Annotated in this window: 26 protein-coding genes; 13 read left to right on the forward strand and 13 right to left on the reverse strand. The window is 60.0% G+C overall.

The window, feature by feature from the left end; translation table 11 throughout:
- On the reverse strand, positions 1-573 hold a 573-nt coding region (locus ACIP1X_RS20970; RefSeq protein ID WP_400754808.1), incomplete at its 3' end, for a UPF0149 family protein.
- 378 nt (positions 574-951) lie between these two features.
- Between ACIP1X_RS20970 and recQ the strand changes: the two genes are divergently transcribed.
- From recQ to ACIP1X_RS20985, 3 genes are all read left to right on the forward strand, one after another.
- Positions 952-3,081 (forward strand): DNA helicase RecQ, encoded by a 2,130-nt coding sequence (gene recQ / locus ACIP1X_RS20975; RefSeq protein WP_053118234.1) that lies wholly within the window; start codon positions 952-954, stop codon positions 3,079-3,081.
- Positions 3,082-3,699: 618 nt separating this feature from the next.
- On the forward strand, positions 3,700-4,134 hold the full coding sequence (locus tag ACIP1X_RS20980; protein ID WP_053118236.1) for a MarR family transcriptional regulator: 435 nt from the start codon (positions 3,700-3,702) through the stop codon (positions 4,132-4,134).
- Between the two features lie 127 nt (positions 4,135-4,261).
- Positions 4,262-5,950, forward strand: a complete 1,689-nt coding sequence (locus tag ACIP1X_RS20985) for a FimV/HubP family polar landmark protein (protein WP_400754811.1) — start codon at positions 4,262-4,264, stop codon at positions 5,948-5,950.
- A 125-nt stretch (positions 5,951-6,075) separates the two neighbouring features.
- On the opposite strand, the gene ACIP1X_RS20990 is transcribed toward ACIP1X_RS20985, so the two are convergent.
- On the reverse strand, positions 6,076-8,265 hold the full coding sequence (locus ACIP1X_RS20990; RefSeq protein ID WP_400754814.1) for a patatin-like phospholipase family protein: 2,190 nt from the start codon (positions 8,263-8,265) through the stop codon (positions 6,076-6,078).
- Positions 8,266-8,336: 71 nt separating this feature from the next.
- Here ACIP1X_RS20990 and ACIP1X_RS20995 point away from each other — a divergent pair, with 71 nt between their 5' ends.
- A complete protein-coding gene (locus tag ACIP1X_RS20995; RefSeq protein ID WP_122608951.1) occupies positions 8,337-8,624 on the forward strand; it encodes a SelT/SelW/SelH family protein in 288 nt (95 codons plus the stop codon).
- On the opposite strand, the gene ACIP1X_RS21000 is transcribed toward ACIP1X_RS20995, so the two are convergent.
- Complete coding sequence (locus tag ACIP1X_RS21000) at positions 8,618-9,511, reverse strand: DMT family transporter (RefSeq protein WP_053118246.1); 894 nt, start codon at positions 9,509-9,511, stop codon at positions 8,618-8,620. The two genes, ACIP1X_RS20995 and ACIP1X_RS21000, sit on opposite strands and share 7 nt — an antisense overlap.
- Before the next feature lie 206 nt (positions 9,512-9,717).
- On the reverse strand, positions 9,718-10,482 hold the full coding sequence (locus ACIP1X_RS21005) for an AraC family transcriptional regulator (protein WP_400754817.1): 765 nt from the start codon (positions 10,480-10,482) through the stop codon (positions 9,718-9,720).
- A gap of 133 nt (positions 10,483-10,615) precedes the next feature.
- On the opposite strand from ACIP1X_RS21005, the gene ACIP1X_RS21010 reads away from it, so the two are divergent.
- Positions 10,616-11,431 carry a UDP-2,3-diacylglucosamine diphosphatase gene (locus ACIP1X_RS21010; protein WP_400754820.1) on the forward strand — a complete coding sequence of 272 codons (816 nt, stop codon included), beginning with the start codon at positions 10,616-10,618 and terminating at the stop codon, positions 11,429-11,431.
- A gap of 122 nt (positions 11,432-11,553) precedes the next feature.
- Here ACIP1X_RS21010 and ACIP1X_RS21015 read toward each other — a convergent pair whose 3' ends face one another.
- Both ACIP1X_RS21015 and ACIP1X_RS21020 read right to left on the reverse strand, forming a co-directional pair.
- Positions 11,554-12,144, reverse strand: a complete 591-nt coding sequence (locus ACIP1X_RS21015; RefSeq protein ID WP_212545153.1) for an HD domain-containing protein — start codon at positions 12,142-12,144, stop codon at positions 11,554-11,556.
- Between the two features lie 25 nt (positions 12,145-12,169).
- On the reverse strand, positions 12,170-12,481 hold the full coding sequence (locus ACIP1X_RS21020; RefSeq protein WP_400754822.1) for an Mpo1-like protein: 312 nt from the start codon (positions 12,479-12,481) through the stop codon (positions 12,170-12,172).
- Between the two features lie 164 nt (positions 12,482-12,645).
- On the opposite strand from ACIP1X_RS21020, the gene ACIP1X_RS21025 reads away from it, so the two are divergent.
- Positions 12,646-13,707 carry an AraC family transcriptional regulator gene (locus ACIP1X_RS21025; protein WP_212545152.1) on the forward strand — a complete coding sequence of 354 codons (1,062 nt, stop codon included), beginning with the start codon at positions 12,646-12,648 and terminating at the stop codon, positions 13,705-13,707.
- Here the strand turns inward: ACIP1X_RS21025 and ACIP1X_RS21030 are convergent.
- The gene (locus ACIP1X_RS21030) at positions 13,664-15,118 is read right to left on the reverse strand and encodes a TrkH family potassium uptake protein (protein WP_008087314.1); all 1,455 of its coding nucleotides are present in this window, start codon (positions 15,116-15,118) and stop codon (positions 13,664-13,666) included. The genes ACIP1X_RS21025 and ACIP1X_RS21030 overlap by 44 nt on opposite strands.
- 121 nt (positions 15,119-15,239) lie before the next feature.
- Between ACIP1X_RS21030 and ACIP1X_RS21035 the strand changes: the two genes are divergently transcribed.
- A complete protein-coding gene (locus ACIP1X_RS21035) occupies positions 15,240-15,806 on the forward strand; it encodes an NAD(P)H nitroreductase (protein ID WP_282359052.1) in 567 nt (188 codons plus the stop codon).
- 265 nt (positions 15,807-16,071) lie between these two features.
- On the opposite strand, the gene ACIP1X_RS21040 is transcribed toward ACIP1X_RS21035, so the two are convergent.
- The 6 genes from ACIP1X_RS21040 to ACIP1X_RS21065 all read right to left on the reverse strand — a co-directional run bounded on the left by ACIP1X_RS21040 (position 16,072) and on the right by ACIP1X_RS21065 (position 20,735).
- Complete coding sequence (locus tag ACIP1X_RS21040) at positions 16,072-17,412, reverse strand: sensor histidine kinase (protein ID WP_400754826.1); 1,341 nt, start codon at positions 17,410-17,412, stop codon at positions 16,072-16,074.
- A 196-nt stretch (positions 17,413-17,608) separates the two neighbouring features.
- Entirely contained in the window at positions 17,609-18,058 is a 450-nt protein-coding gene (locus ACIP1X_RS21045; protein ID WP_053118259.1) for a Spy/CpxP family protein refolding chaperone, read from the reverse strand.
- Between the two features lie 284 nt (positions 18,059-18,342).
- The gene (locus ACIP1X_RS21050) at positions 18,343-19,020 is read right to left on the reverse strand and encodes a response regulator transcription factor (RefSeq protein WP_400754829.1); all 678 of its coding nucleotides are present in this window, start codon (positions 19,018-19,020) and stop codon (positions 18,343-18,345) included.
- Positions 19,021-19,027: 7 nt separating this feature from the next.
- The gene (locus ACIP1X_RS21055; protein ID WP_400754832.1) at positions 19,028-19,438 is read right to left on the reverse strand and encodes a translation initiation factor 2; all 411 of its coding nucleotides are present in this window, start codon (positions 19,436-19,438) and stop codon (positions 19,028-19,030) included.
- Positions 19,439-19,834: 396 nt separating this feature from the next.
- A complete protein-coding gene (locus tag ACIP1X_RS21060; protein WP_007919677.1) occupies positions 19,835-20,134 on the reverse strand; it encodes a YciI family protein in 300 nt (99 codons plus the stop codon).
- Between the two features lies 1 nt (position 20,135).
- A complete protein-coding gene (locus ACIP1X_RS21065) occupies positions 20,136-20,735 on the reverse strand; it encodes a septation protein A (RefSeq protein WP_053118264.1) in 600 nt (199 codons plus the stop codon).
- An 87-nt stretch (positions 20,736-20,822) separates the two neighbouring features.
- Here ACIP1X_RS21065 and ACIP1X_RS21070 point away from each other — a divergent pair, with 87 nt between their 5' ends.
- The 6 genes from ACIP1X_RS21070 to rluB all read left to right on the forward strand — a co-directional run bounded on the left by ACIP1X_RS21070 (position 20,823) and on the right by rluB (position 25,851).
- Positions 20,823-21,686: a PHP domain-containing protein gene (locus ACIP1X_RS21070; RefSeq protein WP_159812589.1), complete on the forward strand. Its 864-nt coding sequence runs from the start codon at positions 20,823-20,825 to the stop codon at positions 21,684-21,686.
- Between the two features lie 13 nt (positions 21,687-21,699).
- On the forward strand, positions 21,700-22,329 hold the full coding sequence (locus ACIP1X_RS21075; protein ID WP_038363745.1) for an L-threonylcarbamoyladenylate synthase: 630 nt from the start codon (positions 21,700-21,702) through the stop codon (positions 22,327-22,329).
- Positions 22,330-23,151 carry a ScpA family protein gene (locus tag ACIP1X_RS21080; protein WP_008088827.1) on the forward strand — a complete coding sequence of 274 codons (822 nt, stop codon included), beginning with the start codon at positions 22,330-22,332 and terminating at the stop codon, positions 23,149-23,151. It begins immediately after the preceding gene.
- Positions 23,152-23,162: 11 nt separating this feature from the next.
- Complete coding sequence (gene scpB, locus ACIP1X_RS21085; protein ID WP_159812590.1) at positions 23,163-24,137, forward strand: SMC-Scp complex subunit ScpB; 975 nt, start codon at positions 23,163-23,165, stop codon at positions 24,135-24,137.
- Between the two features lie 147 nt (positions 24,138-24,284).
- Positions 24,285-24,476, forward strand: coding sequence for a DUF1289 domain-containing protein (locus tag ACIP1X_RS21090; RefSeq protein ID WP_400754838.1), 192 nt, complete (start codon positions 24,285-24,287; stop codon positions 24,474-24,476).
- A gap of 154 nt (positions 24,477-24,630) precedes the next feature.
- A complete protein-coding gene (rluB, locus tag ACIP1X_RS21095) occupies positions 24,631-25,851 on the forward strand; it encodes a 23S rRNA pseudouridine(2605) synthase RluB (protein ID WP_400754840.1) in 1,221 nt (406 codons plus the stop codon).
- Positions 25,852-26,818 lie beyond the last annotated feature (967 nt).

Consider the following 26,818-nt stretch of genomic DNA (forward strand, 5'->3'; position numbering starts at 1 on the left):
CTTGAGGATCGCCGGTTTTTCGTCTGGCGCCTGGCACAGTAAGTACAGCGCGGTCAGGGCTTCCGGGATCTGCACGATCATGTCGTCCATCAGGTTGGCGTCTTTGGCGATGTCTTCGAACTCAGGCTGTTCGTCGAACAGGCCCGAACCGACCATGATCGGCAGAAGCATTTCGCTGACTTCTTCTTCAGCGGTTTCGAACCAGGCGGCTTCGCGCAGGAACACGCCTTCCATGAAACCGATGCACCAGCCGCGCAGTTCGGAATCGTCCGGATCTTCGCCCAGATCCAGTTCGCATGGCAGCTCGAATTCTTCATCCGACGCCAGTTGACGGGCGATGTGCGCCTTGAGGCCGATCAGTGTGGCTTCGATTTCTTCGCGCTGGGCTTCACCGCTGTAGTGCGGCTCTTCGGCGAACAGTGCGTCGATCCACTCGCGATCCGGCACAACGTCCGAGCAGATCGACAGGGCGGTCAGGTAGCCGTGAGCGGCCACGTAATCCAGCGCCTCGTCGTGCAGCTCGTCGGCGTCGAGGAAGACTTGCAGGCGGGTTAGTTGCTCAGCGAAGGACATTACGGGGCTACCTTGGGGGAATAAACAATGCGGGAATTCTAGGCCTTCTTGCGCGCTCAAGCCAGCCGCACGGCAGATTTGCCGGGCAGAACAACCTAATCCCCTGTAGGAGCTGCCGAAGGCTGCGATCTTTTGATCTTTTAAAAACCAGATCAAAAGATCGCAGCCTTCGGCAGCTCCTACAGGGGACAGGGGCGCATCGCAGATTGTATCGACGGGTGTCGCCCTGTGCAGGGAAGGCCTCGGGTATACTGCCGCGTTTTGCGATCCCTGCCCGCATTGCGGCCGTCATGCAATGCGTTCTTACGATTCTGCGGTGCAGCTTTGCCCGTCATGAACCAGCCTTGCAGGGATGTTTTTGTGATTTTTGGAGTTTCTATGCTCGAACAGGCTCAACGCGTCCTCAAGGACATCTTCGGCTACGACAGTTTTCGTGGCCGTCAGGGTGCAATCATTGAGCGCGTGGCCAGCGGCGGTGACGCACTGGTTCTGATGCCTACCGGTGGCGGCAAATCCCTGTGTTTCCAGGTGCCGGCGCTGCTGCGCGAAGGCCTGGCGGTGGTGGTCTCGCCGCTGATCGCGTTGATGGACGACCAGGTCGCCACCCTCGAAGAACTCGGCGTCGCGGCGGCGGCGTTGAACTCGACACTGAGCGCCGAACAGCAGCGCGACCTCGCCGCGCGGATTAAACGCGGTGAAGTGAAGATGTTGTACCTGGCGCCCGAGCGTCTGGTGCAACCGCGCATGCTGTCGTTTCTGCAGAGCCTGGACATCGCCCTGTTCGCCATCGACGAAGCGCACTGCGTGTCGCAATGGGGCCATGACTTCCGTCCGGAATACCTGCAACTGGGTCAGTTGGCGGAACTGTTTCCTGATGTGCCGCGCATTGCCCTGACCGCCACCGCCGACAAGCGCACCCGCGAAGAAATCGTCACGCGTTTGCACCTGCAGAACGCCGAGCGTTTCCTGTCGAGCTTCGACCGCCCGAACATCTTTTACCGCATCGTGCCGAAAGAGCAGCCGCGCAAGCAGTTGCTGGCGTTTTTGGCCGAGCGACGCAGCGACGCTGGCATCGTCTATTGCCTGTCGCGCAAAAAAGTTGAAGAAGTCGCGACGTTCTTGAGCGAGCAGGGTTTCCCGGCGCTGCCGTATCACGCCGGTCTGCCCAATGATCTGCGTGCCTTCAACCAGAAGCGCTTCCTTAATGAGGAAGGCCTGATCATGGTCGCCACCGTGGCGTTCGGTATGGGCATCGACAAGCCCAACGTGCGCTTCGTTGCGCACCTCGATCTGCCGAAATCCCTTGAGGCGTATTACCAGGAAACCGGTCGTGGCGGCCGTGACGGTCTGCCGGCGGACGCGTGGATGGCCTACGGTCTGCAAGACGTGGTGATGCTCAAGCAGATGCTGCAGAACTCCGAAGGCGACGAGCGCCATAAGCGTCTGGAGCAGCACAAGCTCGACGCGATGCTCTCGCTGTGTGAAGAAACCCGCTGCCGTCGTCAGACCTTGCTGGCGTATTTCGACGAAGACATGCCCGAACCGTGCGGCCACTGCGACAACTGCGTCGATGGCGTGCAGACCTGGGACGCCACCGAGCCTGCGCGCCAGGCGTTGTCGGCGATTTTCCGCACTGGCCAGCGTTACGGCGTCGGTCATTTGGTCGATGTGCTGCTGGGCAAGGACAACGAAAAAATCCGCAGCTTCGGTCATCAGCATTTGTCGGTGTGGGGCGTTGGCAAGGCGTTGAGCGAGAGCGAATGGCGCTCGCTGTTCCGTCAGTTGGTGGCGCGGGGCCTGGCGGATGTCGATCACGAAGGTTATGGCGGTCTGCGTCTGAACGACAGCTGCCGACCGCTGCTCAAGGGCGAAGTGAGCCTGGAGCTGCGCCGCGACCTCAAGCCGCAAGTCACAGCGAAAAGCGGCAGCAAGAGCCCGGCCAGTCAACTGGTGCGCGGCGAAGAGCGCGAACAGTGGGAAGCGCTGCGTGCGTTGCGGCGCAAACTCGCCGAAGAACATGGCGTGCCGCCGTACGTCATCTTCCCCGATTCGACGTTGCTGGAAATGCTCCGCAGCCAACCGACCTCGCTGGCGGAAATGGCCCGGGTCAGTGGTGTTGGTGCGCGTAAACTGGAACGCTATGGCGATGCCTTCCTCGAAGTGCTGGGTGGCGAGGTCGAGGCGCCGAAAGTCGTGGCCGATGTGCGCCATGAGCTGATCACGTTGGCTCGGGCGGGCATGACGCCGTTGCAGATTGCCGGTCAGTTGCAATGTTCGGAGAAGAACGTTTACACGATGTTGGCTGAGGCGATCGGCAAGCAGCAGTTGTCGCTGGAGCAGGCGCTGGATCTGCCTGAGGAACTGATGGGCGAAGTGCAGGATGCGTTTCTTGATGGCGAAGGTGAGTTGCCGTCGGTCGCTGAGATTGCCGAATTGTTTGCCGGGCGGGTGCCGGAAGGCGTGCTGTATTGCGTTCGTGCGGCGTTGCAGTCGGAATTTGAGATGTAATTTGGCCGTTGCCCCTCATCGGAACGCCGCCCGCCCAGCCCTCTCCCCTAGGGAGAGGGGGCCGACCGAGGTGTCTTGCGTCCTACATCGACCTGAATGACCGAGTCGATTATGGATTCAACGCTGGGCTATCACGTCGGCGTAATTCCCAAATATCCCCCATTCAGTCCCCTCTCCCTCCGGGAGAGGGCTAGGGTGAGGGCATTCCGATTTCGAATTAGCAAAGCACTCCAAAGTCGCCGAAAATCCCGAGCATCCCCCAATCAGCCCCCTCTCCCTCCGGGAGAGGGTTAGGGTGAGGGGCATTCGAATTTCGAATTCAGCAAAGCCCTCCCAAGTCGCCGAATATCCCGAGCATCCCCCGATCAGTCCCCTCTCCCTCAGGGAGAGGGCTAGGGTGAGGGCTTTCCAAATTTCGATTCAGCAAAGCACTCCAAAGTTGCCGAATATCCGGAGCATCCCCCGATCAGTCCCCTCTCCCTCCGGGAGAGGGTTAGGGTGAGGGGCTTCAAGATGTAACGATTCAGTACAGAGCGACTCTTGCCTATAACTGCAGCTCATGCTTAGCTGGCTAATAATTAGAAATTCCTTATTTTTCAGACTAACCGTGAGTGTTTTATGCCGTTAACCGATCAACACCGCTTTGGCATGCAACTGGCCCAGATGTCCCGTGGCTGGCGCGCCGAACTGGATCGCCGTCTCGCCGGGCTGGGCCTGTCCCAGGCGCGCTGGCTGGTGCTGCTGCATCTGGCGCGTTTCGAAGAGGCGCCGACCCAACGTGAGCTGGCGCAGAGCGTCGGCGTTGAAGGGCCGACCCTCGCGCGCTTGCTCGATAGTCTGGAAAGCCAGGGCCTGGTGCAACGCCAGTCCGTAATGGAAGACCGCCGGGCGAAAAAAATTGTTCTCTGCGCACCCGCGCTGCCGCTCATCGAACAAATCGAAACCATTGCCACACAGTTGCGCCACGAATTGTTCGAAGGCGTCGACGAGGCGGATTTGAAGGTGTGCATGCGTGTTCACGCGCACATTCTGACCAACCTGGAAAAATCTTGAGGCACAACCCTGTGCCGATTTTTTGAGAGATCGCACTGAGCCGACTATAAGAACTACTGGGCAATATCGTGTTCGTACCGGATGTGCGAACGCATAGAAGTCGGTTTTGCTTATTTAAGGGATGCTCATGCTCGCAAGTTGGCACGTGGTACGGCGCGGTGGTGGCAAATGGCTGCTGCTGGCCGGGCTATTCAGTTACTCGACGTGGTCGATGGCGTTGGGGCTGGGTGACATTACGATCCATTCAAGCCTCAATCAGCCGCTCAAGGCCGACATCGCGTTGGTGGATGTCGGCGGGCTGACGCAAAACGATCTGTCGGTGCGCCTGGCGACGGCGGATGAGTTCGCGGAGGCTGGGGTCGAGCGGGTGTTTTTCCTCAACGACCTCAAGTTCATCCCGATCCTGCATGGCAATCGCCAGATGATCCGGGTGACGTCCAGCAAACCGGTTAACGAACCCTTCCTGAATTTCCTCGTGCAACTCAATCAGCCCAACGGCCGATTGCTGCGCGAATACACCGTGCTGATCGATCCGCCGGGTACGCCGGGAATCGAGCCGGCCACTGATGAGCCGGATCCGCGTGCGCAGTCTTCTGCGTTTCCGATTGTCGAGCCTGTGACCGCGCCGGTTCAGGCCGCGCAGGGTAAGCGCGAAACTGCTCCGCCGCCGCCAGCCCCGGCCGCACCGGCCGCACCGGCCAACGATGCAGTCGCTGAACAGTTAGCCGCCAGCGTGTTGCTCAATCAACAATTGCAAAAAACCATCGAAGAGCAAAATGCCAAGCTGCAGGAGCAACAGGCGCTGATCACCGACGGCAAAAAACAAATGGGCGAATTGCAGACGCGTCTGGCCGAGCTGCAGAAACCGCCGCCAGCTGTGGTGACGGCAGCACCCGCTCCGGTAATTGCGCCAGTCGCTACGGAAGATGATTCGCCGAACTGGCTGCTGCTCGGCGGATTAGTGCTGTTGTTGGTCGCGCTGATTGGCGGGTTGATCGTGCGTCGTCGCCAACAAACGCAAACCGTTGCCGCGCCGCCGCTGCCACTTGGCATCGAGCCCGACGCGGAGGAAACGCAAAGTCCCGATTCATTCAGACACCACGCCTCAGCCGAACACCGCGAAGAACCCGCGGCAGGCGATGTGCTGGAAGCGGTGGGCATTTACCTCGCTTACGGAAGACTCGGCGAAGCCGTCGGCTTACTGCGCGATGCCTTGGCCAAGGAACCGGAACGCATCGACCTCGGGGTGCAACTGCTCGAAGTTTTAGGGCGCCAAGGCGATAACGCCGCGTACGAGCAACAGGAAAACCACTTGCGACAACTTGGAGTGGATGAACACGAGTTACAGGCAGTTCGCGATCGGCACGCGAAGCTGGCGAATGTTGCGCCGGTTTTGGTGGCCGCACCGATCGCTGCCGCTCAGTCCGAACCCACGCCGCCGGTGGATGATTTCGAATTGAATCTGGGCGAGCTGTCGATGGATTCCAGTTGGGATCTGCAGGACAGCCCTGCGGCGCAGGTTCAGCCATTGTCGGAGGAGTCGGAGCTGGAGTGGATTCCCGAGCCGGATGCGCAGCCGCTGGATGATGACTTCCTCAATGAGTTTGGTGATCCGCAGGCGTTGACGCTGGAGCCGCTGGACTTGCAGCTGTCAGAGCCTGAAGTGGAGGAGGGCGCCGGCAAGCTTGAGCAGGCGCAGAACTGCATTGATGACGGCGATATCGACAGTGCAATTGCGTTGCTTAATGAATTGCTCAAAGAGGGCGATGAACCACTAAAGCAGACGGCGCGGACATTGTTGGCCGGTATTCGCTGATCTGATTGAATGGGTGAATGTACTGACGCTTTCGCGAGCAGGCTCGCTCCCACATTAGATTTGTGAATACAGTCCAAATGTGGGAGCGAGCCTGCTCGCGAAGGGGCCAGACCAAACAATATCAATCAAAAAGTCTGGCCAAGGTTCAGATAAACCGCCTGCTCATCCGCATCATTCAACCCATACGTGAAATTCAACGGCCCCAGCGGCGTGTCAAACCCGATAAAAACACTCGCCGCATTGATATAACCACTGTCGAACTCATTGTCATTGTTCCACGCCCGCCCACGCTCCAGCGAAGCACCGGCGTACAGCGGGAAGTCCAACGGCAAGTACGAACGCGGCGTCAGACGGCGGAAATACACGGCACGCATCAGGCTGACGTTCTGCCCGGAAATCGCGTCTTCACGGAACCCCGACAACTGCCGCGCGCCGCCAAGCAGGAAGCTCGATGTCACCACATTGGCGTCGTCCAGCGTGCGCCCGTAACGACCGCCAAGGATCAACGTGTCGGGGCCATGGCTCATGGCTTTGTCGATCTTGAAATCCCACTGCCGGTAACGTGTATCCGAGCCAAGGCCGGGTTCGAATTGCGTCAGCGTCAGGCTGATGTCCTTGCCTTCGTGAGGGTAGTAAACGTTGTCCAGCGAGTCATACGAGTACTTCAACGAGTAGAAGCCTTCGTTGAAGCTTTCGCTCGGCAGATCCTGATCACCAATGCGCACATCGGCCTTGCCCCATGCCTCGCCAACACCGAAACGCACTTCGCCGTTATTGCCGATCTGCCGACCGAGGTTGAGGCCGAAACCGTAGCGCTCGACACGGTATTGCGCGATCGGATCATTATCGAGAATCGACTCAACGTTCTGCGCTTCGAACGATGCATACGGCGCGACGAAGTAGCGCGAACCGACGTCCAGCGGCTGATAGAACTCGGTGTACAACTCTTGTTTGTCGCCGATCTGCGCGCGCGTCAGCCATTCCGCGCCGAGGCGGTTGATGCCGTTGACGCGGTAGCTGGCGCCGAGGTTGAAGGCGCTGTCGCCGCGCATGTCATCCGACAGATTGAGGCCGACGCGCAGGTAATCGGTGCCGCTGCGTTTGCCGCGCGCGCTGATCACCAGGGTGTGATCCGGGCCTTTGTGCACCACGCGGTATTGCACCTGCTCGAAGTAGTCGAGACCGTACAAAGTGCCCATGTCCGAATGCAGTCGGCCCAGATCCAGCGGTTCACCGATGGGTTGACGGATGTAGTAGCGGATCACGTCATCATCGACTTTCGAATCGTTCTCCACACGAATGGCGGTGATGACCGGCGTGCGCTGGCCCGGCGAGCGGGCGGCGTTGAGTTCGGCGTCCTGGGATTCACTCGGTCTGAGCTGTGCGAGGCGGGCGTCGAGGGCTTTGGTCGCGCGGTAACCTGCGTCGATCATTTCCTGGGCCTTGCCGAAATCGGTGACGCCGAATGCCGCCAGTGCCGGCTGGATCAAAACGTCGTCAGGGTGCAGCGCGGCGAGTTGTTCTTCTGAGTTGCGCCGAGTCATCAAGGTGATCGACTGATTGAGCACGTCGACCACGGTGGTTAGTTGTTTGCGATTGCGCAGCGGCGTACCGATGTCGACGACGATGGCGATGTCGACGCCCATTTCCCGCGCCACATCGAGCGGAATGTTGTCGGTCATGCCGCCGTCCACCAGCAACCGGCCATCGAGTTCGACCGGTGCGAACACAGCGGGGATCGACATGCTCGCGCGAATCACCTGCGGCAGATGGCCTTTGCGGAATACCACTTTCTCACCGTTGGCGATGTCGGTGGCCACGGCGCGGAAGGGGATCGGCAGTTTGTCGAAATCGCGGGTATCACTGGTGTGGGCTAACAGGCTTTCCAGCAGCAGCGCGAGGTTTTGCCCCTGAATCACACCCAGCGGCAGGCCGAGGCTGCCGTCGTCGCGAAAGCTGAGTTTCTGTTTCACCAGAAAATCGCGGTCGTCCTGCTTGCGTCGAAACGGCACGTCTTCACGCGGTGGCGCGTCGGACAGCGCGGCTTGCCAGTCGATGTTCAGCGCGAGTTTTTCCAGCTCGTCGATCTTGTAACCCGAGGCGTACAAGCCGCCGACCACCGCGCCCATGCTGGTGCCGGCGATCGCATCGATCTTGATGCCTTGCTCTTCCAAAGCCTTGAGCACGCCGATGTGCGCCAGCCCGCGCGCGGCGCCGCCGGACAGCACCAGGCCGATTTTCGGGCGCGGCGCTTCAGTGGCATGGACGAAGAGGGGCAGCAAACCAAGCAGCAGGCAGAACAGCAGACGGCGCATTGTGAGTCTCGGGGCAAGCGGTAAAGCCGGCTATTATAGCGGCGCCCTCTGTCTCAGGAGTTGTAGCGAACATGACTGTCGCAAAAGCAGAAGTTGTCATCACTTATTGCACGCAATGCCAATGGCTGTTGCGCGCCGCGTGGCTGGCGCAGGAGTTGCTCAGCACCTTCGGCGACGACCTCGGCAAAGTCTCGTTGGTGCCGGGCACTGGCGGGGTGTTTCAGATCACCTGCGCTGGCGTGCAGATCTGGGAACGCAAGGCCGACGGCGGTTTTCCGGAAGCCAAGGTGCTGAAGCAGCGGGTGCGCGATCAGATCGATCCTGACCGCGACCTCGGTCACAACGACCGCACTCAGTGAGACGCGGCCTCGGCGGCGACGGTTTTCTTGTCGGCATTGCCTGACATCCGCGCCGAGACGACGATGGCGACAATGATCAGCGCGCCGCCGATCAACATCTTCGGCGTCGGGTTTTCATTGAACAGCAGCCAGGCGACCGTGATGCCGTAGACCGGCTCCATCGCGAACACCACCGCTGCGGTGCGCGCCTTGATCACCGCCAGGCTGGCCACGAACAGGCTGTGAGCGACGCCGGTGCAGAACACGCCGAGCAGGGCGATCCACAACCAGTCCAGCGCGCGCACTTCGCTCAATTGCGGCGCCGCAACCGGCAGCAGACACAGCGCCACCACCACGTTTTGACACAGCGCCGCCTGTACCGCCGGAATGCGTCCGGAGCTGGCGCGGTTGGTCAGCGACAGCAATGAGAACAGCAGCCCCGACAGCACCGACCAGAGCAAACCAACGGTGGCGCCGCTGCCCAGATCGAACGCCGGAGTCACCAGAATCAGGCCGACGCTGACCAGCACCACCAGTACAATTTCGTTGGCGCGAATGCGTTCGCGGAAGATCAGCCCTTCAAGAATCACCGTGAATGCCGGGAAACTGGCGAAGCCCAACGTGGCGATGGCCACGCCGGCGACTTTCACCGAAATGAAGAAACTCACCCAGTGCCCGGCCAGCAACACGCCGCTGAGGATCAGTCGACGCCAGTCCACGGCCTCGAGTTTTTGCCAGCCCTGCGCACTGGCGAAACGGGCAAAAAACGCCAGAGCGAGCACGGCAAAAGCGGCGCGGCCGAAAACGATCACGGCGGGGGAGGCGGCAGCGAGTTTGCCGAACACACCGGTCAGGCCAAACATCAAAGCACCAATATGTAGAGCGCCGAGGGCGGTACGCGGGGTCATTGCAATCCTTAATCCAGACACGATTCGTTGTGATGCATTGATCGTTCCCACGCTCTGCGTGGTAACGATCATTCACACAATCTCACTGTAGGAGCTGCCGCAGGCTGCGATCTTTTGATCTTGATTTAAAAAACAACATCAAAAGATCGCAGCCTTCGGCAGCTCCTACATTTAAGCGTGTAGAGGTCAGTAAGTCTGTCGGCGGACTATCGTCTTTTGTCGCCGGAATCGCGGCGAAGCTGGCCGGGTGATGAGCCGAATTCGCGCAGGACGGCGGCCGAGAAGGCGCTTTGCGAGCTGTAACCGACGCAACTGGCAATCTCGCCCATCGGCAACACCGTGTCGCGGAGCATTTGCACCGCCAGATGCAGGCGTCGACTGCGCATGTAATCCATCGGCGTCTGCCCGCATTCCGCCATAAACCGCGCATGCAGACGCGCACTCGACAGCCCGGCAACCCGCGCCAGATCGGCAACTTGCAGCGGATAAGCCGCGTTCTGCTCGATGTGCGCATCCAGCGCCGCATAAGGCAAACGGCGGGCAGTCAGTTCGGCTGGTTTCGCATGATTGAGGCTGGCCAGCAGCAACACCGAGCCTTGCTGCGCGATCAACGGATCGCTGACCGGGCTGTTCGCCAGCCAACTGACCAACTGACTCTGGCCGGAATCCAGCGACAAACGCGCAGGCTGATCAAGCAAACGGCGACTGGCCTCGGCATGTTCACCCAACGAATCCACCAGCCATTGCCCGTCAGGAATATCCATCACCAGACAGCGGCTGCCATCGGGGCTGCCGCAAGCGTGATGCGCACCCGAAGGGATCACCACAAAACTCTGCTGACGTACCTGGCTGCCACAACCCTCGACCTCGAAATCCAGCGCGCCGGACAGCCCGAACACCAATTGGGCGTGCTCGTGGCTGTGGACGATCAGATCGCGGGTGTACTGACGCAGGGTGAGAATAGGGCGCATAAACAAGTCTCCGGGCAGGCTCGCAGTCTACACCGGCGGGCGCTGTGTGCGCTGTCACACGACTGACTCGCGCTTGTCATGGTCGATTCACCGAGCGCGCGCAGAGTGGCGAAAACATCGCAGAGGGTTGCCCATGACCAGCGCCGAGCTCGCCAGACCCAGCCGCAAACAACGGGTGCGAACCCTGTGGATCTCCGACGTGCACCTGGGCACGCGCGATTGCCAGGCCGAGCACTTGTCGACGTTCTTCAAGGGCTATCACGCCGACAAGGTGTATCTGGTCGGCGACATCATCGACGGCTGGAAACTGCGCGGCGGCATGTACTGGCCGCAAGCGCACACCAACGTGATCCGCCGCTTGCTGACCATGAGCAAGCGCGGCACCGAAGTGATCTACGTCACCGGCAATCACGATGAGTTCTTGCGCCGCTACTCGAAGCTGATTCTCGGCAATATTCAGTTGGTCGACGAAGCGGTGCATGTCACCGCGGACGGTCGGCATCTGTTGGTGATTCACGGCGATCAGTTTGATGTGATCACCCGATATCACCGCTGGCTGGCCTTCCTCGGCGATTCGGCCTACGAATTTACCCTGACCCTGAATCGCTGGCTCAACCACTGGCGGGCGCGCTATGGCTACGGCTATTGGTCGCTGTCGGCGTATCTCAAGCACAAGGTGAAGACGGCGGTGAGTTTTATCAGCGACTTCGAAGAAGCCATCGCCCATGAGTGCGTGAAGCGCGGGTTGCACGGGGTGGTCTGCGGGCACATTCACCATGCCGAAATTCGCAAGGTCGGTGAGGTGGATTACCTCAACTGCGGCGATTGGGTGGAGTCGTGTACGGCGCTGATCGAGCATTGGGATGGCACGATCGAGTTGTATCGGCTGGCGGATGCGCAGGCGCGAGAGGCGGAGCTAAAAGCGGCTAAAGTCGCCGAACTCGCTTGAACAACCCAAATCATCTGTGGGAGGGGGCTTGCTCCCGAAAGCGGCGTGTCATATAAAAATTGACTGACTGACACACCGCATTCGGGAGCAAGCCCCCTCCCACATTTGATCGGCGGTGACAGTCAGGCGGGGCTATGTTCTTCCATCGCCGCCTTGTAAATGGAGTTCTTCGGCTGCGCAAACAACCGCTCCATCATCGGTTCAAAAAAGCTCAACGGCAGCGTGTCATACGCCGGATCAAACGCCGCCGCATCGTACTTGGCGCAAAACTCGGCCGTCGCCTGATACTGCGGATGCCCGGCGAACTGCTCGCGCAAATGCCGATCCATGCCCAAGTGATGAAAGAAGTAATAACCCTGAAACACCCCATGCTTCTCGACCATCCACAGATTATCGGCACTGACAAACGGCTTGAGAATCGCCGCCGCAATGTCCGGATGGTTGTACGAACCCAGAGTGTCGCCAATGTCATGCAGCAACGCGCAGACCACGTATTCCTCGTCGCGACCATCACGAAAGGCGCGGGTCGCGGTTTGCAGCGAGTGGGTCAGGCGATCCACCGGGAAGCCGCCGAAGTCGCCTTCAAGTAATTTCAGGTGCGCCATGATCCGCGAGGGCAATTGTTTGGCGTAGGCGCTGAAGTCCGAGGCGATGATCGCCCAGTCTTCCTGCGTGCCATCCTTCATATGGGTGAAACGGGCATTGGCATTCATCGGCAAGCCTCGTGTTTCTTATTGTTTAGAACGCCACGCGACCCAGGATCATGTCGCGGTACATGACGAAATCGCCGAGCAGGCTGTACAGCGGATGCTGGAAAGTCGCCGGCCGGTTCTTCTCGAAAAAGAAATGCCCGACCCAGGCAAAGCTGTACCCCGCCAATGGCACGGCCAATAACAGCAGCCAAGCGCCTTTGGCGATGGTCATCGCCAGAATGAAAATAACCAGCGTTGTACCGATGAAATGCAGACGCCGGCAGGTGCTGTTGTTGTGCTCACTGAGGTAATACGGATAGAACTCAGCGAAGCTATTGAATTGCTTCATGTTTTCCACGACCGCGTTCTCTGTGGTTATTGTTCTGGCGACGAGTTGTTCTGCGGGTAGCTTATTTGAGTCTAGAGTGATCATTGGCGTGGGCCAGTGACAATCGGCGCCACTTTAGTATCCTTCGCAAATCAGGCCGTAACATGCGGCCCATCATGTAAAAGAAAAACGCCATGAGCGAACGAACGACTTCTGCAAGCTGGGCGATGGGGATTGTCAAAGCATTGGAGATGGACGGCCTGGATTGCCGGGTTCTGTTCAAGCAACTGGGGCTCGATTACACGGCTCTGGATGATCCGGATGCACGCTTCCCGCAAGATTCCATGACCCGGTTGTGGCAACGGGCGGTCGAGCTGTCCGGTAATCCGGCGATCGGCCTGAACATGGGCAAAGTGGTGCGACCGGCATCGTTTCATGTCGCCGGTTACGCGCTGATGTCGAGCAATACGCTCGCTGAAGGCTTTCAACGGCTGGTGCGCTATCAGCGGATCATCGCCGAAAGTGCCGACCTGAGTTTTCGTCTGCTCGAAGAAGGCTACGCGCTGATTCTGACCGTGCATGGCGATCATCTGCCGCCGACCCGACAAAGCGCCGAAGCCTCTCTGGCCTGCGCGTTGGGCCTGTGCGGCTGGTTGAGCGGGCGTACGCTGCACCCGGTCAAAGTGTTGGTGCAGGGCGCCCAACCCGCCGATCTCGAACCGTATAAACAAGCCTTCCATGCGCCGTTGGTGTTCAACGCGCCATACGATGCGCTGATCTTCGAACGCGCCGACATGGAAGCGCCGCTGCCCACCGCCAACGAGGCGATGGCGCTGCTGCACGATCGTTTTGCCGGAGAATATCTGGCGCGGTTTTCCGAGAGCCGGGTCACGCACAAGGCACGGCAGGTGCTGTGCCGTTTACTCCCGCAAGGCGAGCCGAAGCGCGATACCGTGGCGCAGACCCTGCATTTATCGCAGCGTACGTTGCAGCGGCGCTTGCAGGAGGAGGGCACGAGTTTTCAGCAGTTGCTCGATGACACCCGCCGCGAACTGGCCGAGCAGTATTTGGCGCAACCGAGCATGACCTTGCTGGAAATCGCATATCTGTTGGGTTTTGCCGATCCGAGCAACTTCTTCCGCGCCTTCCGCCGCTGGTTCGACACCACGCCCGGCGATTACCGGGCGCGGCTGTTGCAGGCGCCGAACGCGGTCAATGACGCCAAAATGCCGGAATACACAGCACAAACACCGTAATGATCTCGAGTCGGCCGAGCAGCATGCCGAACGACAGAATCCACTTCGCCGCATCCGGCAGGGTGGCGAAGTTGCCCGCCGGGCCAATGGTTTCGCCCAGGCCCGGGCCAACGCCGGACACGGTGCTGGCAGCGCCGGTCAGCGCGGTCATCCAGTCGACGCCAAGCAGCGATAGCAGCAGGGCGATCACGCAGATGGTGATGGCGAAAAAGAACGAAAAGGTCAGAATCGAACGCACGATCTCTTCGTCGAGACGGTGACCGTTGTACTTCTGCTTGATCACAGCGCGTGGGTGAATCAGCTGATTAAGGTTGGCCTTGAGCAGGATGTAGGCGACCTGGAAACGGAAAATCTTGATCCCGCCCGCGGTCGAGCCGGAGCAGCCGCCGACAAAACCCAGATAGAAAAACAGCATCAGCGAGAAGTTGCCCCACAGGCTGTAATCGCCGAGGGCGAAACCAGTGGTGGTGACCACCGAGGTCACGTTCAGCGCTACGTGGCGCAGCGCGTCCAGCCAATGCAGGTTGGTCGTCCACCAATACCAGGTGCCGAGCACCAGCCAGGTCACCAGCAACATCCCCAGCAAACCCTGCACCTGCTGATCGCGGATCAACGCCTTGCGGTTGCCGCGCATGGTCGCCACGTACAGGGTGAACGGCAGGCTGCCGAGAATCATGATCACCACCGCAACCCAGTGCACCGCCGGTTGCGTCCACTTGGCCAGCGACTGGTCGGAGGTCGAAAAACCGCCGGTGGAAATCGCCGACATCGCGTGGTTGATCGCATCGAACGGGCTCATCCCGGCCCACCAGAACGCGAGGCTGCCGACAATGGTAATGCCGACGTACGCCGCCACGATCAGGCGCGCCACCATGTGCGAGCGCGGCATGACCTTTTCCGAACGGTCGGACGATTCAGTCTGGAACAGGCGCATGCCACCGATGCGCAACAGCGGCAGGATCGCCACCGCCATACCGATAAAGCCGATGCCGCCGATCCAGTGCAGCAACGAGCGCCACATCAGGATGCCGGGGGACATGTCGTCGAGATGATTGAGCACGGTCGAACCGGTGGCGGTGATCCCGGACATGCTCTCGAAAAACGAGTCGGTGTAACTGATGTGCTGGGTCAGCAGAAACGGCAGCGCGGCGAAAATGCACACCACCAGCCAACTGCTGACGGTGAGCAAATACATGTCACGCGGGCGCAAATGAATGTGTTCGGGCCGACCCGGAATCACCAGCGCGAGGCCGGCGACGAAGGTGATCATGCTCGCCCAGAGGAACGACGGCAGATCGCTGGTGCGATCGAAAATCACCAGGGTGGCCATGGGCACGACCATGGCGACAGCCAGCGTGATCAGGAAGATGCCGATGATGAAACCAATGATCCGTAAGGTCGGCAACGCCATGAAGTCCGCTCGGGCTGTGGTGGGGAGGGCGCCATTCTACCTGCGGGGCAGGGCATGTAAACCGGCATCCTGTTGGCAGTTACAGCTAGAATAGCCGCACATATTTTTCAGGAGGTGGCCGATGCAGGCTCTCGACGCGTTGCTCAACCGTGTTTCCGTTCCACGACTGGTCGAACCGGCCCCTACTGCCGAACAGCGCGAAGCCTTGTTTGGCGCCGCGATGCGCGCACCGGATCACGGGCATCTGCAGCCGTATCGCTTCCTGACCGTCGAAGGCGCGGCGCGCGAGCAAATGGGCGAGTTGCTGGCCGAAGCGGCGCAGCAGCAGGCAGGCGAAGTCACCGAAGCGATGATCGACAAGGCCCGCAACGGCCCGCTGCGAGCGCCGTTGGTGGTTGTGGTGATCGCTAAATTGCAGGAACACGTGAAGTATCCGAAGGCTGAGCAATTGCTTGCAGCCGGGTGTGCGGCGCACGGGATTTTGCTGGCGGCGTATGCGCAGGGTATTGGCGCGGTGTGGCGCACCGGGGATTTGGCGTATTCCCGGCACGTGGCGCAGGGTTTGGGTTTGGCGGAAGGTGAAGAAGTGATCGCATTCCTCTACCTCGGCACGCCGCAGAAAGAACCGCGTGTGGCGGAGAAGGTTGACCTGGCCGAGTTCGTCAGCGCCTGGCCCGGTCAGGCGTAAAGCGAAGAGCCCCTCACCCTAGCCCTCTCCCGGAGGGAGAGGGGACTGATTGGGGGATGCTGTAGAGGTGCGCCGACCTGAAAGTGCTCGGCTGAATCCAGAATCGATAACGGCTTCAGTGCATTTCGAGTCAGGAGTCGACGACGGTTCAAGTCCTTCAGTCCATAATCGACTCGGTATTTCAGGTCGATGCATGACACCAGACACCGCGGTCGGCCCCCTCTCCCTCCGGGAGAGGGCTGGGGTGAGGGTAGCTTTTAGGCTCTTAAAGTTGCACCACCGCGCCCGGCACCAGCGGTAATTCCAGACTGGCAATAAACCCGCCCTGCGGATGATTGGCCAGCGTCAAACTCCCGCCATGCCGCTCCGCCGCCCGCCGCGCAATCGCCAGGCCCAAACCATGTCCCGCCGCCGTCTGCCCCGGCGCGCGATAGAACGGTTCACCTAACTGACTCAAATGCTCGGCCTGCACCCCCGGCCCATGGTCGCGCACGCTGACGACAATCTTTTCGCCCTGACGCGAGGCCTGCATTTCAATCGCCTGACCCTCGGGGTTGAAGCGCTGAGCATTACGCAGAAGATTATCGACGGCCCGCTCAATCATCGTCGGCCAACCTTTAAGTTGCAGATGAGGTTCCACGTCCAGATGCACTGTCTGCTCGGGCGAACCGAGTTTCGCGTCTTTCTGCAAGGTACTCAGCAGCGCATTCAAATCCACGTCTTCCGCACTGGCGTTGTCTGCATCGACCCGCGCCAGCACCAGAATCTCGCTGATCAACGCTTCGAGGCGGTCGCACTCGCGGGTCAGGCGCGGCCAAAGCTTTTCGCGTTCTTCCGGATTGGCCCGTTCGGCCAGCGCCAAAGCAATGCGCAGCCTTGCCAGTGGTGAACGTAATTCGTGGGAAACGTCGCGCAGCAACTGGCGTTGACTGCCGATCAGGCTTTGCAGACGCGCGCCCATGCGGTTGAAGTCGGTGGCGAGTACGCCGAATTCATCGCGGCGGTTGGCCAGTTTGGCCAGGCTGTTTTGCTGATAGGTGGTCTGCCCCAGATCATGCACCGCGCCGCGTAATCGACTGAGCGGGCGGGTGATGGAGAACGTTACCAGCAAGCTGAACAGGGTCAGCACCACCAGCGCGATGCCCAACGCACTCAGCGGCCAGAGCAGGCTTTCGCGGTGCCAGGCGTCGAGTTCCGGGTGCGGGATACGGTAGATGAACAGGTAGGTGTCGCCGGTTTTTTCGCTGGTGAATTCGTCAGTGAGGCGGCGCCATGGCAGGCGGCGGTCATCGTTGTTCTGCCGGGCTTCGAACGCGGCGGCGCGGCGCGGGAAGGTGCCGCGTACGACCGGATCGCCGGATTCGTTCAACACCTGGACGTCGATGTGATATTGACGTTTGCGTTGTTCGAGGATGTCCTGAGCGGCTTCCTCACCCTGGGCTTCGTAGGTTTGCGTCCAGTCGCCGGCCAAGGTGTTGAGGCCCGGATGGCGGCTGAGGATCCACGCGTCCTGATTGAGCATATGCCCGAGCAGAATCGACAACCCGGCCACCAATGCGATGGCCAGCCAGAAGCTCGCGAGAATACGCCAGAACAATGAACGCACAGAAAATCCTCAATCAAACATAAACCACTGTAGGAGCTGCGGCACGCTGCGATCTGATCGTTCCCATGCTCTGCGTGGGAATGCAGTCGGGGACGCTCTGCGTCCCACAGTCAAAAGATCGCAGCGTGCCGCAGCTCCTACAGGGGCAAGTGCAAAAAGGCCCAACGGGGTTAGCCGTTGGGCCATGGTCAGAACATTATTGCGCTTTTTGCGGCTGTTGCGCTTTCCACGCCTTGAACTCGGCCCATTCGGCACGGCGTTCAGCCTGTTTTTTCTGGATCTCGTCGAATTTCTTCTGTTGATCCGGCTTCAGCACCGCACGAACATCGGCCTCGCCTTTCTTGTGGTTGGCGGCCATTTCGTCTTTCAGGGCTTTCTGATCCGCTGGCGAGAGTTTTTCCAGGTACTTGTCGACCACTTGCTTACGCTCGTGCATCTGCTCGCCCATGATCTTGCGAATCTGCTCACGCTGTTCGCGGGACAGGTCGAGTTGGCTGTACGGGCCCTTGCCGTGCATGCCGTGCATCTGACCGCCGTGGCGTGGGCCGTCGAGCGGGCCACCCATCGGGCCGCCATCTTGCGGCATGGCCATGGCGACGGTTGGCAGAGCGGCAGCGAACATCAGAGCGATAAGAGTCTTGCGCATGGTGTATCTCCTTGTCTCGTTCCCGGTACGTTCCGGATGAGTTCAGATTACGGAGATCAAGGTCAGCGGCGGTCAGCGCTACGTAAAGCTTGGGTAAAGACGTTTCGTCATCAGCCTTACACATACCCCTGTAGGAGCTGCGGCACGCTGCGATCTTTTGACTGTGGGACGCAGAACGTCCCCGGCTGCATTCCCACGCAGAGCGTGGGAACGATCAGATCGCAGCGTGCCGCAGCTCCTACAGGGGGAGGCGTCGGTCGCCGTGGGGCGGGGAAATGTGCGGTTCAGAGACTGTAGTAGTAACCCCGGCTGCGCAGGGCGACGATGCGTGGACGGCCGTCGGGGTGGGGGCCGATTTTTTTGCGCAGGTTGCTGACGTGCATGTCGAGGCTGCGGTCGTACAGGGTCAGTTTGCGGCCAAGGGCGATCTGCGCCAGTTCCTGCTTGTCCAGTGGTTCGCCGGGCTGCTTGAGCAGCGCTTCGAGCAAACGACTTTCGGAAACAGTGAGGGTCAGTTCTTTCTCCTCGATGCTGACCACACCGCGCACAGGGCTGAAACTCAGGTCGCCCAGCTCCAGTTGAGTCGACACGGCGGCCGGGTGACTGCGGCGCAATACGGCGCGCAGGCGCGCGGTCAGTTCGCGCGGGTCGCACGGTTTGGCCAGATAATCGTCGGCGCCGAGTTCCAGGCCGAGGATACGATCCAGCGGTTCGCCACGGGCCGACAACATCAACACCGGCAGATCAGCGTGATCGTTGCGCAACTGCTTGAGCAGTTCCAGACCGCTGCCGTCGGGCAGCATCACGTCCAGCACCACCGCCGCCGGAGCGGTTTCGGCCAACGCTTTGCGGGCGCTCTGGCCATCGTGGCAGGCGCGCACCTGGAAGCCTTCCTGGCTTAACCAGCTACTCAGGAGTTCGCACAACTCCTGGTCATCATCAATCAGTAACAACTCGCTCATGACTCACTCAATTTAGCCATTGCCGACGTTTTCGGCTTGCTCCACTGGCAAAGATACCGCAGAGCAGCGCCAATAGCGCTACCCCGGCTCCCGTGACGAACCACTGCTGTTGATCGGTCAACAAACGCGGGAGCGGGCTGGCCTGTGCTTCCTTGAGTTGCAGCTTGAGGCGCTGGTTCTCCTGGCGCAACCGGGCGAGCTGAGCGCTTTCGCGTTCGTTGTCGACATTTTGCAGTTGTTTGTTCAGTTCTTCTCGCTGCTGCTCGCTGGCCTTGAGGCGCTGCTGCAACTCGGTGATCTGGCTGCCGGCGCTTAATGACAATGGCGTGGAATTGCCACCTTCGGCGGTTTCCTCACCATGGGCGGGCGCCATGATCGACAGCGTGATCAACATCAGACACAACGAACCCTTGCGCATCGCAACACCTGCTTCCCAATGGATAGTGGGCAGGTTGTCGGCAGACGAACGAGAATAATGAGCGATTGAGATGGGTGAGAAGCGAGAAGGTTCAGTGCGCGGGAGGTGATGTTGATGGCTGATGGGATTTTTGTGGCAGATGAGGGTTTTGTGGCAGGTGGGTATTTTTGACAGATGACTATTAGAGCCAGATGAGTATTTGTGGCGAGGGGATTTATCCCCGTTGGACTGCGGAGCAGTCCTGAAATGGGAGCATGCGGTGTGTCAGGCACACCGCATTGGATGGCATTGGGGCCGCTTCGCGACCCAACGGGGATAAATCCCCTCGCCACATAAATCCCCTCACCACAGGAATCCCCTTTGTCTCAGTAATCCTGTAAGGCCCTGTCTTCAGCGTTAAGGCAGGACTTGTTTGAATGGCTTAACGACCACATTGGCATACACACCCGCCGCAATATACGGATCCGCATCAGCCCATGCCTGCGCAGCGCTTAGGGAGTCGAACTCGGCGACGATCAGGCTGCCGGTGAAACCCGCGGCGCCCGGATCATTGCTGTCGACCGCCGGGTGTGGGCCGGCCAATACGATGCGGCCTTCGCCCTTGAGCGCTTGCAGGCGTTCCAGATGCGCAGGGCGCGCGGCCAGGCGAGCTTCCAGCGAGTTGGCGACGTCGGTGGCAATGATTGCGTAGAGCATGTCAGTCCTCGGTTTTTGGTGTTGTTGGGGTATCGGCATCGTGCAGGTGGCGCGACAGGTAAATGCCCTGTGCGACCAGGAACACCAGGGTCATGCCCAGGCTGCCGAACACCTTGAAGTCCACCCAGTAGCTCTGGAAGGTGAAGGCGACGAACAGGTTGGCGGCCCCGCAGAACAGGAAAAAGGCGATCCAGGCGATGTTAAGGCGCGTCCAGACCGGATCCGGCAGGGTCAGCGCGTGGCCCATGATCCGTTTGATCAGCAGGCGGTCGCCGATGAAGTGGCTGCCGATGAACGCGACGGCAAACAGCCAGTTGACCACCGGGGCTTTCCACTTGAGGAAGGTTTCGCTGTGGAAGGCCAGCGTCAGGCTACCGAACACCAGACAAGCGATCAGGGTCAGCCACTGGCTCTTTTCCAGCTTGCGCTGTTTGATGAAAAGCGCGCCGTACACCACCAGGGAGCTGATGATCAGCATCGCGGTGGCGCTGTAAATACCGCCTACAGTGACTTCATGGCCCGCGACATCGACCACCCGTGGATCAAGTTTGTAAACGATGAAAAACAGCAGAAGCGGGATGAAATCGATGAATTGTTTCACAGTAAGAGCCAGAAGCTGGATGTGGCGGCATAATAACAAACATATGGGCGCGCGATAGCGCCAGCTGATTTGAGGTTACAACTCTCCGTGAATGTTGATTTGCACTGCCATAGCACGGCCTCCGATGGCGCACTGGCGCCTGCGGTTCTGGTTGCGCGTGCGTTCGAAAACGGCGTGCGAGTCCTGGCGTTGACCGACCACGACACCCTCGAAGGCCTCGCTGAAGCGCGCGCGACCGCCAAAGAATTGGGCATGCAACTGGTCAATGGCGTTGAATTGTCCTGCACCTGGGGCGGCGCGACCATTCATGTGCTGGGCTACGGTTTCGACGTCAACGCCGCGCCGTTGGTCGAGGCCATCGCCAAATTGCACGATGGGCGCTGGCTGCGGTCGGAAGAAATAAGCCGCAAGCTCGCCCTCAAAGGCATGCCCGGCGCCCTCGACGGCGCGCGGAAAATCCAGCAGGAACTGGGCGACAGCGGCAACGCACCGGCCCGTCCGCATTTCGCTGACTGGATGGTACGTGAAGGTTTCGTCAAGGATCGCGCCGAGGCGTTCCGCAAGTGGCTCGGCGCCGGCAAGTTGGGCGACGTCAAGCTGCACTGGCCGACGCTGGAAGACACCGTCGGCACGTTGCGCGCCGCCAATGCCTGGGTCAGCCTGGCGCATCCGTGGCACTACGATTTCACCCGCAGCAAGCGCCGAAAGCTGATTGCCGACTATATTCAAGCAGGCGGGCATGCAATCGAGGTGGTCAATGGCCACCAGCCTGCGGAACAGGTGGGCAGCCTGGCAATCCTTGCCCGTGAGTTCGGTCTGCTGGTCAGCGCCGGCAGTGACTTCCATGGCCCTGGCGGCTGGTCCGAGATCGGCCAGTACCGGCCGGTTCCCGAGGACCTTCCACCCCTGTGGTGTCGGTTCAAACATGACACAGATATTGCCGCCGTCTGAACAGGTAGAGAATGTGAGTCAATTTTTCCAGATTCATCCGGAAAACCCGCAAGCGCGCCTGATCAAACAGGCGGTCGAGATCATCCGCAAGGGCGGGGTAGTGGTGTATCCCACGGACTCTTCCTACGCGATCGGTTGCCAAATCGGCGACAAAACCGCCATTGAACGTGTGCGACGCCTGCGTCAGCTCGATGAAAAGCACAACTTCGCGCTGATCTGCAGCGACCTGTCGCAACTGGGCAATTACGCCAAGATCGACACCGGCACCTTCCGCATTCTCAAGGCGCACCTGCCGGGGCCTTACACTTTTATTCTCAACGCTACTCGCGAAGTCCCGCGCCTGTTGCTGCACCCGAAGAAACGCACCATCGGTTTGCGCGTGCCGAGCCATCCGATTGCGCTGGCGCTGCTGGCGGAACTGGGCGAGCCGCTGATGAGCGTGACCCTGATCATGCCCGGCGATGAAGACCCGCTCAGCGATCCGTATGAAATGCGCCAATTGCTCGAACACCAGGTGGACTTGATTGTTGACGGCGGTTTCGGCGGCATCAAAGCCTCCACCGTGATCGACCTGACAGGCGACGACCCGGAAGTGGTGCGCGTCGGTTGCGGCGATCCGACGCCGTTCATGGTCGAGGCCTGAATGTCCGCAGTGGAAACCGTTGTCGATCCCCAGGCCGATGCTCAGCAGGAACTGCCGTTTGCCATGGTCTATGGCCAGGCGGTCATGGAAATGCCGCTCGACCTGTACATCCCGCCGGATGCGCTCGAGGTGTTTCTTGAAGCCTTCGAAGGCCCGCTCGACCTGCTGCTGTACCTGATCCGCAAACAGAACATCAACATCCTCGACATCCCGGTGGCGGAAATCACCCGCCAGTACATGGGTTACGTCGAGTTGATGCAGTCGGTGCGCCTGGAACTCGCCGCCGAGTATCTGGTGATGGCGGCAATGCTCGCCGAGATCAAGTCGCGCATGCTCCTGCCGCGCGCCGAAACTGTCGAAGATGAAGAAGACGACCCGCGCGCCGAACTGATCCGCCGCTTGCAGGAATACGAGCGTTTCAAAGCTGCCGCCGAAGGTATCGACAACCTCAGCCGCGTCGGCCGCGACGTGGTTGTGCCCAAGCTCGACGCCCCGGAAGCCCGCGCGCGCAAGCTGTTGCCGGATGTAGCTCTGGAAGAAATTTTGATGTGCATGGCCGAAGTGCTGCGCCGTGGCGACATGTTTGAAAGCCACCAGGTCAGTCGTGAAGCACTGTCCACCCGCGAACGCATGAGCGATGTGCTGGAACGCCTCAAGGGCGGCGGTTTTGTGCCGTTTGTCGAGCTGTTCACTGCCGAAGAGGGCAGGCTGGGTGTGGTGGTGACCTTTATGGCGATCCTTGAACTGGTCAAGGAATCCTTGGTCGAGCTGGTGCAGAATGAGCCGTTCGCCGCGATCCACGTGCGAGCCCGAGCCGAATAACGAGTCGAAACATGAACCTGACTGAACCCCGCGAGCTGGCACCCCTGCTTGAAGCCTTTCTGTTGGCCTCGGGAAAGCCGCAATCCCTTGAGCGTCTTTTTGAACTGTTCGAAGAAGGCGAACGGCCTGAGCCAGCAGTCTTCAAGAAAGCCCTGACCCTGCTCGGCAAGTCCTGCGAGGGCCGTGCGTTCGAGCTCAAGGAAGTCTCGTCGGGCTATCGCCTGCAGATTCGCGAGAAGTTTTCGCCGTGGGTTGGCCGACTCTGGGAGGAGCGCCCGCAGCGTTATTCCCGTGCCTTGCTGGAAACCATCGCGCTGATCGCCTATCGCCAGCCCATCACCCGTGGCGAGATCGAAGACGTGCGCGGTGTGGCGGTGAACAGCAACATCGTCAAAACCTTGCTGGAGCGCGAGTGGATTCGTGTCGTCGGCTACCGCGACGTGCCGGGCAAACCGGCGATGTTTGCCACCACCAAGATGTTTCTCGATCACTTCAACCTGAAGAACCTCGAAGACCTGCCGCCATTGGCCGAGCTGCGCGAAATGGAAACCGATCCGGTGCTCGATTTCGACGACGCGCCAGTGCCGCAGAGTTTGCAGGAGCTGGCCGACGCCAGTGCCGAGCCGGAGGAAGAGAAAGAAGAAACCAGTTTCCACACCTTGCTGCTGGAACTGGACAGCATGGAGGAGGGGATCAAGACCGACTTCGACGATTTGCTGCGGGATGCGGCGGACGGTGAGGCGCCGATGCCCGAAACAGAAATTGAGTCTGAGCCCGAGCCCGTCATTGAAGTTGAACTTGAAGCCGAGCCAGAAGCCGAACCGGAAGAGGACATTCTTGGCGTCGCCGAAGCGCGCGAGAAGCTGTTGGCCGCCGTCGCCGCCCTCGAACAACCCGCGCCCGAACCCGAGTTGAGCGAAGAAGAAGCCGAAGCCCGCGCACTGGCCGAAGCCATCGAAGCCGAACGCCGCGAATTCGAAGACTGACCCGCCCTCAAGAACATCGCGAAACCCCTGTGGGAGCGGGCTTGCTCGCGAAAGCGGTCTATCAGAAACAAATAAATTGACTGACACACCGCTTTCGCGAGCAAGCCCGCTCCCACATTTGGCTTTATGTCCAGCCAGGAGATGCTGATGAGTTCGACAAAAGACCCGTGCATCAGCCTCTGCAAATTCAACGACGACATCTGCCTCGGCTGCGGCCGCAGCAAGCGTGAGATCAAAGCCTGGAAGAAACTCGACAAGGACGACAAGCGCACGGTGCTGGCCGAAGCCGCGCTGCGCCTGATCAAACTCGGTGGCGCCGGTCGGCGGAAAAAGAAATAACTGTCCATTGATCAGCTAGTCTCTGATGCGCGATGGCGCACATCCGCGTATGATTCGCGACCCTTCGCCGATCCCTTCGGCCGAGAACCCAGATTTCAATGCTTCAGGCCCCCAATTCAGAGTGCCTGAACAGACCACACCGGGAGGTGCCCAGATGAGTATCAAAGATCAGCAAGACGACCAGCCAATCGGCCCAGCAGGCGAAAAACTGCAGAAAGTCCTCGCCCGTATCGGCGTCGGCTCGCGCCGTGACGTGGAATCCTGGATCAGCCAGGGCCGGATCAAGGTCAATGGCAAAGACGCCACCCTCGGTCTGCGTGTCGATCTGCACGACGCCATCACCATTGATGGCAAGGTGATCAAGCGCGAAGAAGCGGCCGAATCGGTACGCCGCGTGATCATGTACAACAAACCCGATGGCGAGATCTGCACCCGTGACGACCCGGAAGGCCGTCCGACCGTGTTCGACAAGCTGCCGCGTCCGAAAGAAGGGCGCTGGATCAACATCGGTCGTCTCGACATCAACACCACCGGTTTGCTGATGTTCACCACCGACGGTGAGCTGGCCAACCGCTTGATGCACCCATCCTACGAGATGGACCGTGAGTACGCCGTGCGTGTACGCGGTGAAGTCGACGACGAGATGATCGAGCGACTGAAGGCTGGCGTGGTGCTGGAAGACGGCCCGGCCAAGTTCACCGACATCAAGCAGGCGCCGGGTGGCGAAGGCTTCAACCACTGGTACCACTGCGTGGTGATGGAAGGCCGTAACCGTGAGGTTCGTCGTCTGTGGGAATCCCAGGGTCTGGTGGTCAGCCGTCTGAAGCGCGTGCGTTTCGGTCCGGTGTTCCTCAACTCCGACCTGCCGATGGGCCGCTGGCGCGAAATGAGCCAGTACGAAGTCGACATCCTCAGTGCTGAAGTCGGCCTGACGCCAGTGGCGATGCCGCAACTGAACGCCAAGAGCAAAGACAAGCTTGAGCGTATGCAGCGTAAATCGTCGCGTCCGATGGGCAAGACCGAGCGCGTACGTACCCTGCGTCCAGCCGCTGGCGCACCGACCGGCCCACGCCCGAGCCGCGAGCCGCAGATCGAAGGCGAGCGTCCAGCCCGCAAGCCGGTTACCCGTGACGGCGAGCGCGCTCCGCGTCCGGCCAACGGTCGCACTGAACGTGGCGAGCGTGGCGCGCCTGCCGGTCGCGGTACGCCCGTGGCGGATCGTCCAGCAGACACCACCAACAAGCGTCCGGCTAAACCGACGTCGAAGCGTCCGGGGATCAAGCTGGTTGATGGCGACAAGCCGTCGGGCAAGCGCCGCGGTGCGCCGGCCGGTTCCGGTCAGCGTCCGGGGTTTGGTCGTCGCAAGCCTGAATAAGGCGGCTGTGAGCTTCTAGCGGCAAGCTTCAAGCTTCAAGCTTCAAGCTCGAGCAAAAACGCCAACCGCAGGGTTGGCGTTTTTTTTCGTCTGAAGAAAGATGTTCGGTGTCTGATCGGGCCTCTTCGCGAGCAAGCCCGTTCCACATTTGCAATGCGATCTCCCTGTGGGAGCGGGCTTGCTCGCGAATGGGCCAGTGGTCTCAACAAATTAATTCCTCGCTAAAATCCCGATGACCGTTAACCAGCAGACGTCCTACAGAAAATTCTGAAATGGAAACTCTACGTTACGACTCGTAAAGAAATGTTTACGAAAAACCCGCTAAATCCCCGTGAATGGCAGCTTCCCGCGTGGGTGTAAGGAAAAGCTTCCGAAGCCCAATGGGCCGAGCCCGATGCAAGGCTCTGGGCCGCTTGTTTCAGCGACGTTTGCAGGGTGAGATGCGCCCCATGCCTGCCGTGCAGGTGCATAACAACAAGGAGGCGCAATGAACGCCGTGACTGATTTCCACTTCTTTCCGTGGGACGGTTTTTTCCTCGTCCACGTCGATGGCCCGCAAAGGCCTGACTCCATTTTTGCAGCCGTTCGAGCCTCTCGAAACGGACACACGCAATCCCGGCAACCGACACGCTGATCCAGCGGGGTCTGGCAGCAGGGGGTTAGCGGTGTACAATGCGCCGCGTTTTAACTGTGACCCTCTGCGTAATCGCGCAAAACTCAAGGCTACCCGCCTTGTTCACTCCGTCGCGCCACAAGCGTTTCGGGTTCGATTTCGTCACAGATAAAAACAAACAGGTGACGCATGACCGTTGTAATTGAGCTGAACTCCTGGTGCCTGCGCTGGGGTTTGATCGGGGCTGCTTGAAATCGCAACCTTGCAGCAACGTCTACTGAACATCATCAAACCTTGCGTGAGACCTTTTTCATGAGTGGACAACCCTCGCAATCAGGCGAGCTGAAACGCGGC

The sequence above is a fragment of the Pseudomonas sp. NPDC088885 genome (assembly GCF_044750025.1).
GTDB classification, from domain to species: domain Bacteria; phylum Pseudomonadota; class Gammaproteobacteria; order Pseudomonadales; family Pseudomonadaceae; genus Aquipseudomonas; species Aquipseudomonas rustica.

Bases quoted from the DNA above. Each gene is read 5' to 3' on its own strand.
- recQ (WP_053118234.1), top strand. From the start codon at position 952: ATGCTCGAACAGGCTCAACGCGTCCTCAAGGACATCTTCGGCTACGAC.
- ACIP1X_RS20980 (WP_053118236.1), top strand. From the start codon at position 3,700: ATGCCGTTAACCGATCAACACCGCTTTGGCATGCAACTGGCCCAGATG.
- ACIP1X_RS20985 (WP_400754811.1), top strand. From the start codon at position 4,262: ATGCTCGCAAGTTGGCACGTGGTACGGCGCGGTGGTGGCAAATGGCTG.
- ACIP1X_RS20990 (WP_400754814.1), bottom strand. From the start codon at position 8,265: ATGCGCCGTCTGCTGTTCTGCCTGCTGCTTGGTTTGCTGCCCCTCTTC.
- ACIP1X_RS20995 (WP_122608951.1), top strand. From the start codon at position 8,337: ATGACTGTCGCAAAAGCAGAAGTTGTCATCACTTATTGCACGCAATGC.
- ACIP1X_RS21000 (WP_053118246.1), bottom strand. From the start codon at position 9,511: ATGACCCCGCGTACCGCCCTCGGCGCTCTACATATTGGTGCTTTGATG.
- ACIP1X_RS21005 (WP_400754817.1), bottom strand. From the start codon at position 10,482: ATGCGCCCTATTCTCACCCTGCGTCAGTACACCCGCGATCTGATCGTC.
- ACIP1X_RS21010 (WP_400754820.1), top strand. From the start codon at position 10,616: ATGACCAGCGCCGAGCTCGCCAGACCCAGCCGCAAACAACGGGTGCGA.
- ACIP1X_RS21015 (WP_212545153.1), bottom strand. From the start codon at position 12,144: ATGAATGCCAATGCCCGTTTCACCCATATGAAGGATGGCACGCAGGAA.
- ACIP1X_RS21025 (WP_212545152.1), top strand. From the start codon at position 12,646: ATGAGCGAACGAACGACTTCTGCAAGCTGGGCGATGGGGATTGTCAAA.
- ACIP1X_RS21030 (WP_008087314.1), bottom strand. From the start codon at position 15,118: ATGGCGTTGCCGACCTTACGGATCATTGGTTTCATCATCGGCATCTTC.
- ACIP1X_RS21035 (WP_282359052.1), top strand. From the start codon at position 15,240: ATGCAGGCTCTCGACGCGTTGCTCAACCGTGTTTCCGTTCCACGACTG.
- ACIP1X_RS21045 (WP_053118259.1), bottom strand. From the start codon at position 18,058: ATGCGCAAGACTCTTATCGCTCTGATGTTCGCTGCCGCTCTGCCAACC.
- ACIP1X_RS21050 (WP_400754829.1), bottom strand. From the start codon at position 19,020: ATGAGCGAGTTGTTACTGATTGATGATGACCAGGAGTTGTGCGAACTC.
- ACIP1X_RS21055 (WP_400754832.1), bottom strand. From the start codon at position 19,438: ATGCGCAAGGGTTCGTTGTGTCTGATGTTGATCACGCTGTCGATCATG.
- ACIP1X_RS21060 (WP_007919677.1), bottom strand. From the start codon at position 20,134: ATGCTCTACGCAATCATTGCCACCGACGTCGCCAACTCGCTGGAAGCT.
- ACIP1X_RS21080 (WP_008088827.1), top strand. From the start codon at position 22,330: ATGTCCGCAGTGGAAACCGTTGTCGATCCCCAGGCCGATGCTCAGCAG.
- scpB (WP_159812590.1), top strand. From the start codon at position 23,163: ATGAACCTGACTGAACCCCGCGAGCTGGCACCCCTGCTTGAAGCCTTT.
- ACIP1X_RS21090 (WP_400754838.1), top strand. From the start codon at position 24,285: ATGAGTTCGACAAAAGACCCGTGCATCAGCCTCTGCAAATTCAACGAC.
- rluB (WP_400754840.1), top strand. From the start codon at position 24,631: ATGAGTATCAAAGATCAGCAAGACGACCAGCCAATCGGCCCAGCAGGC.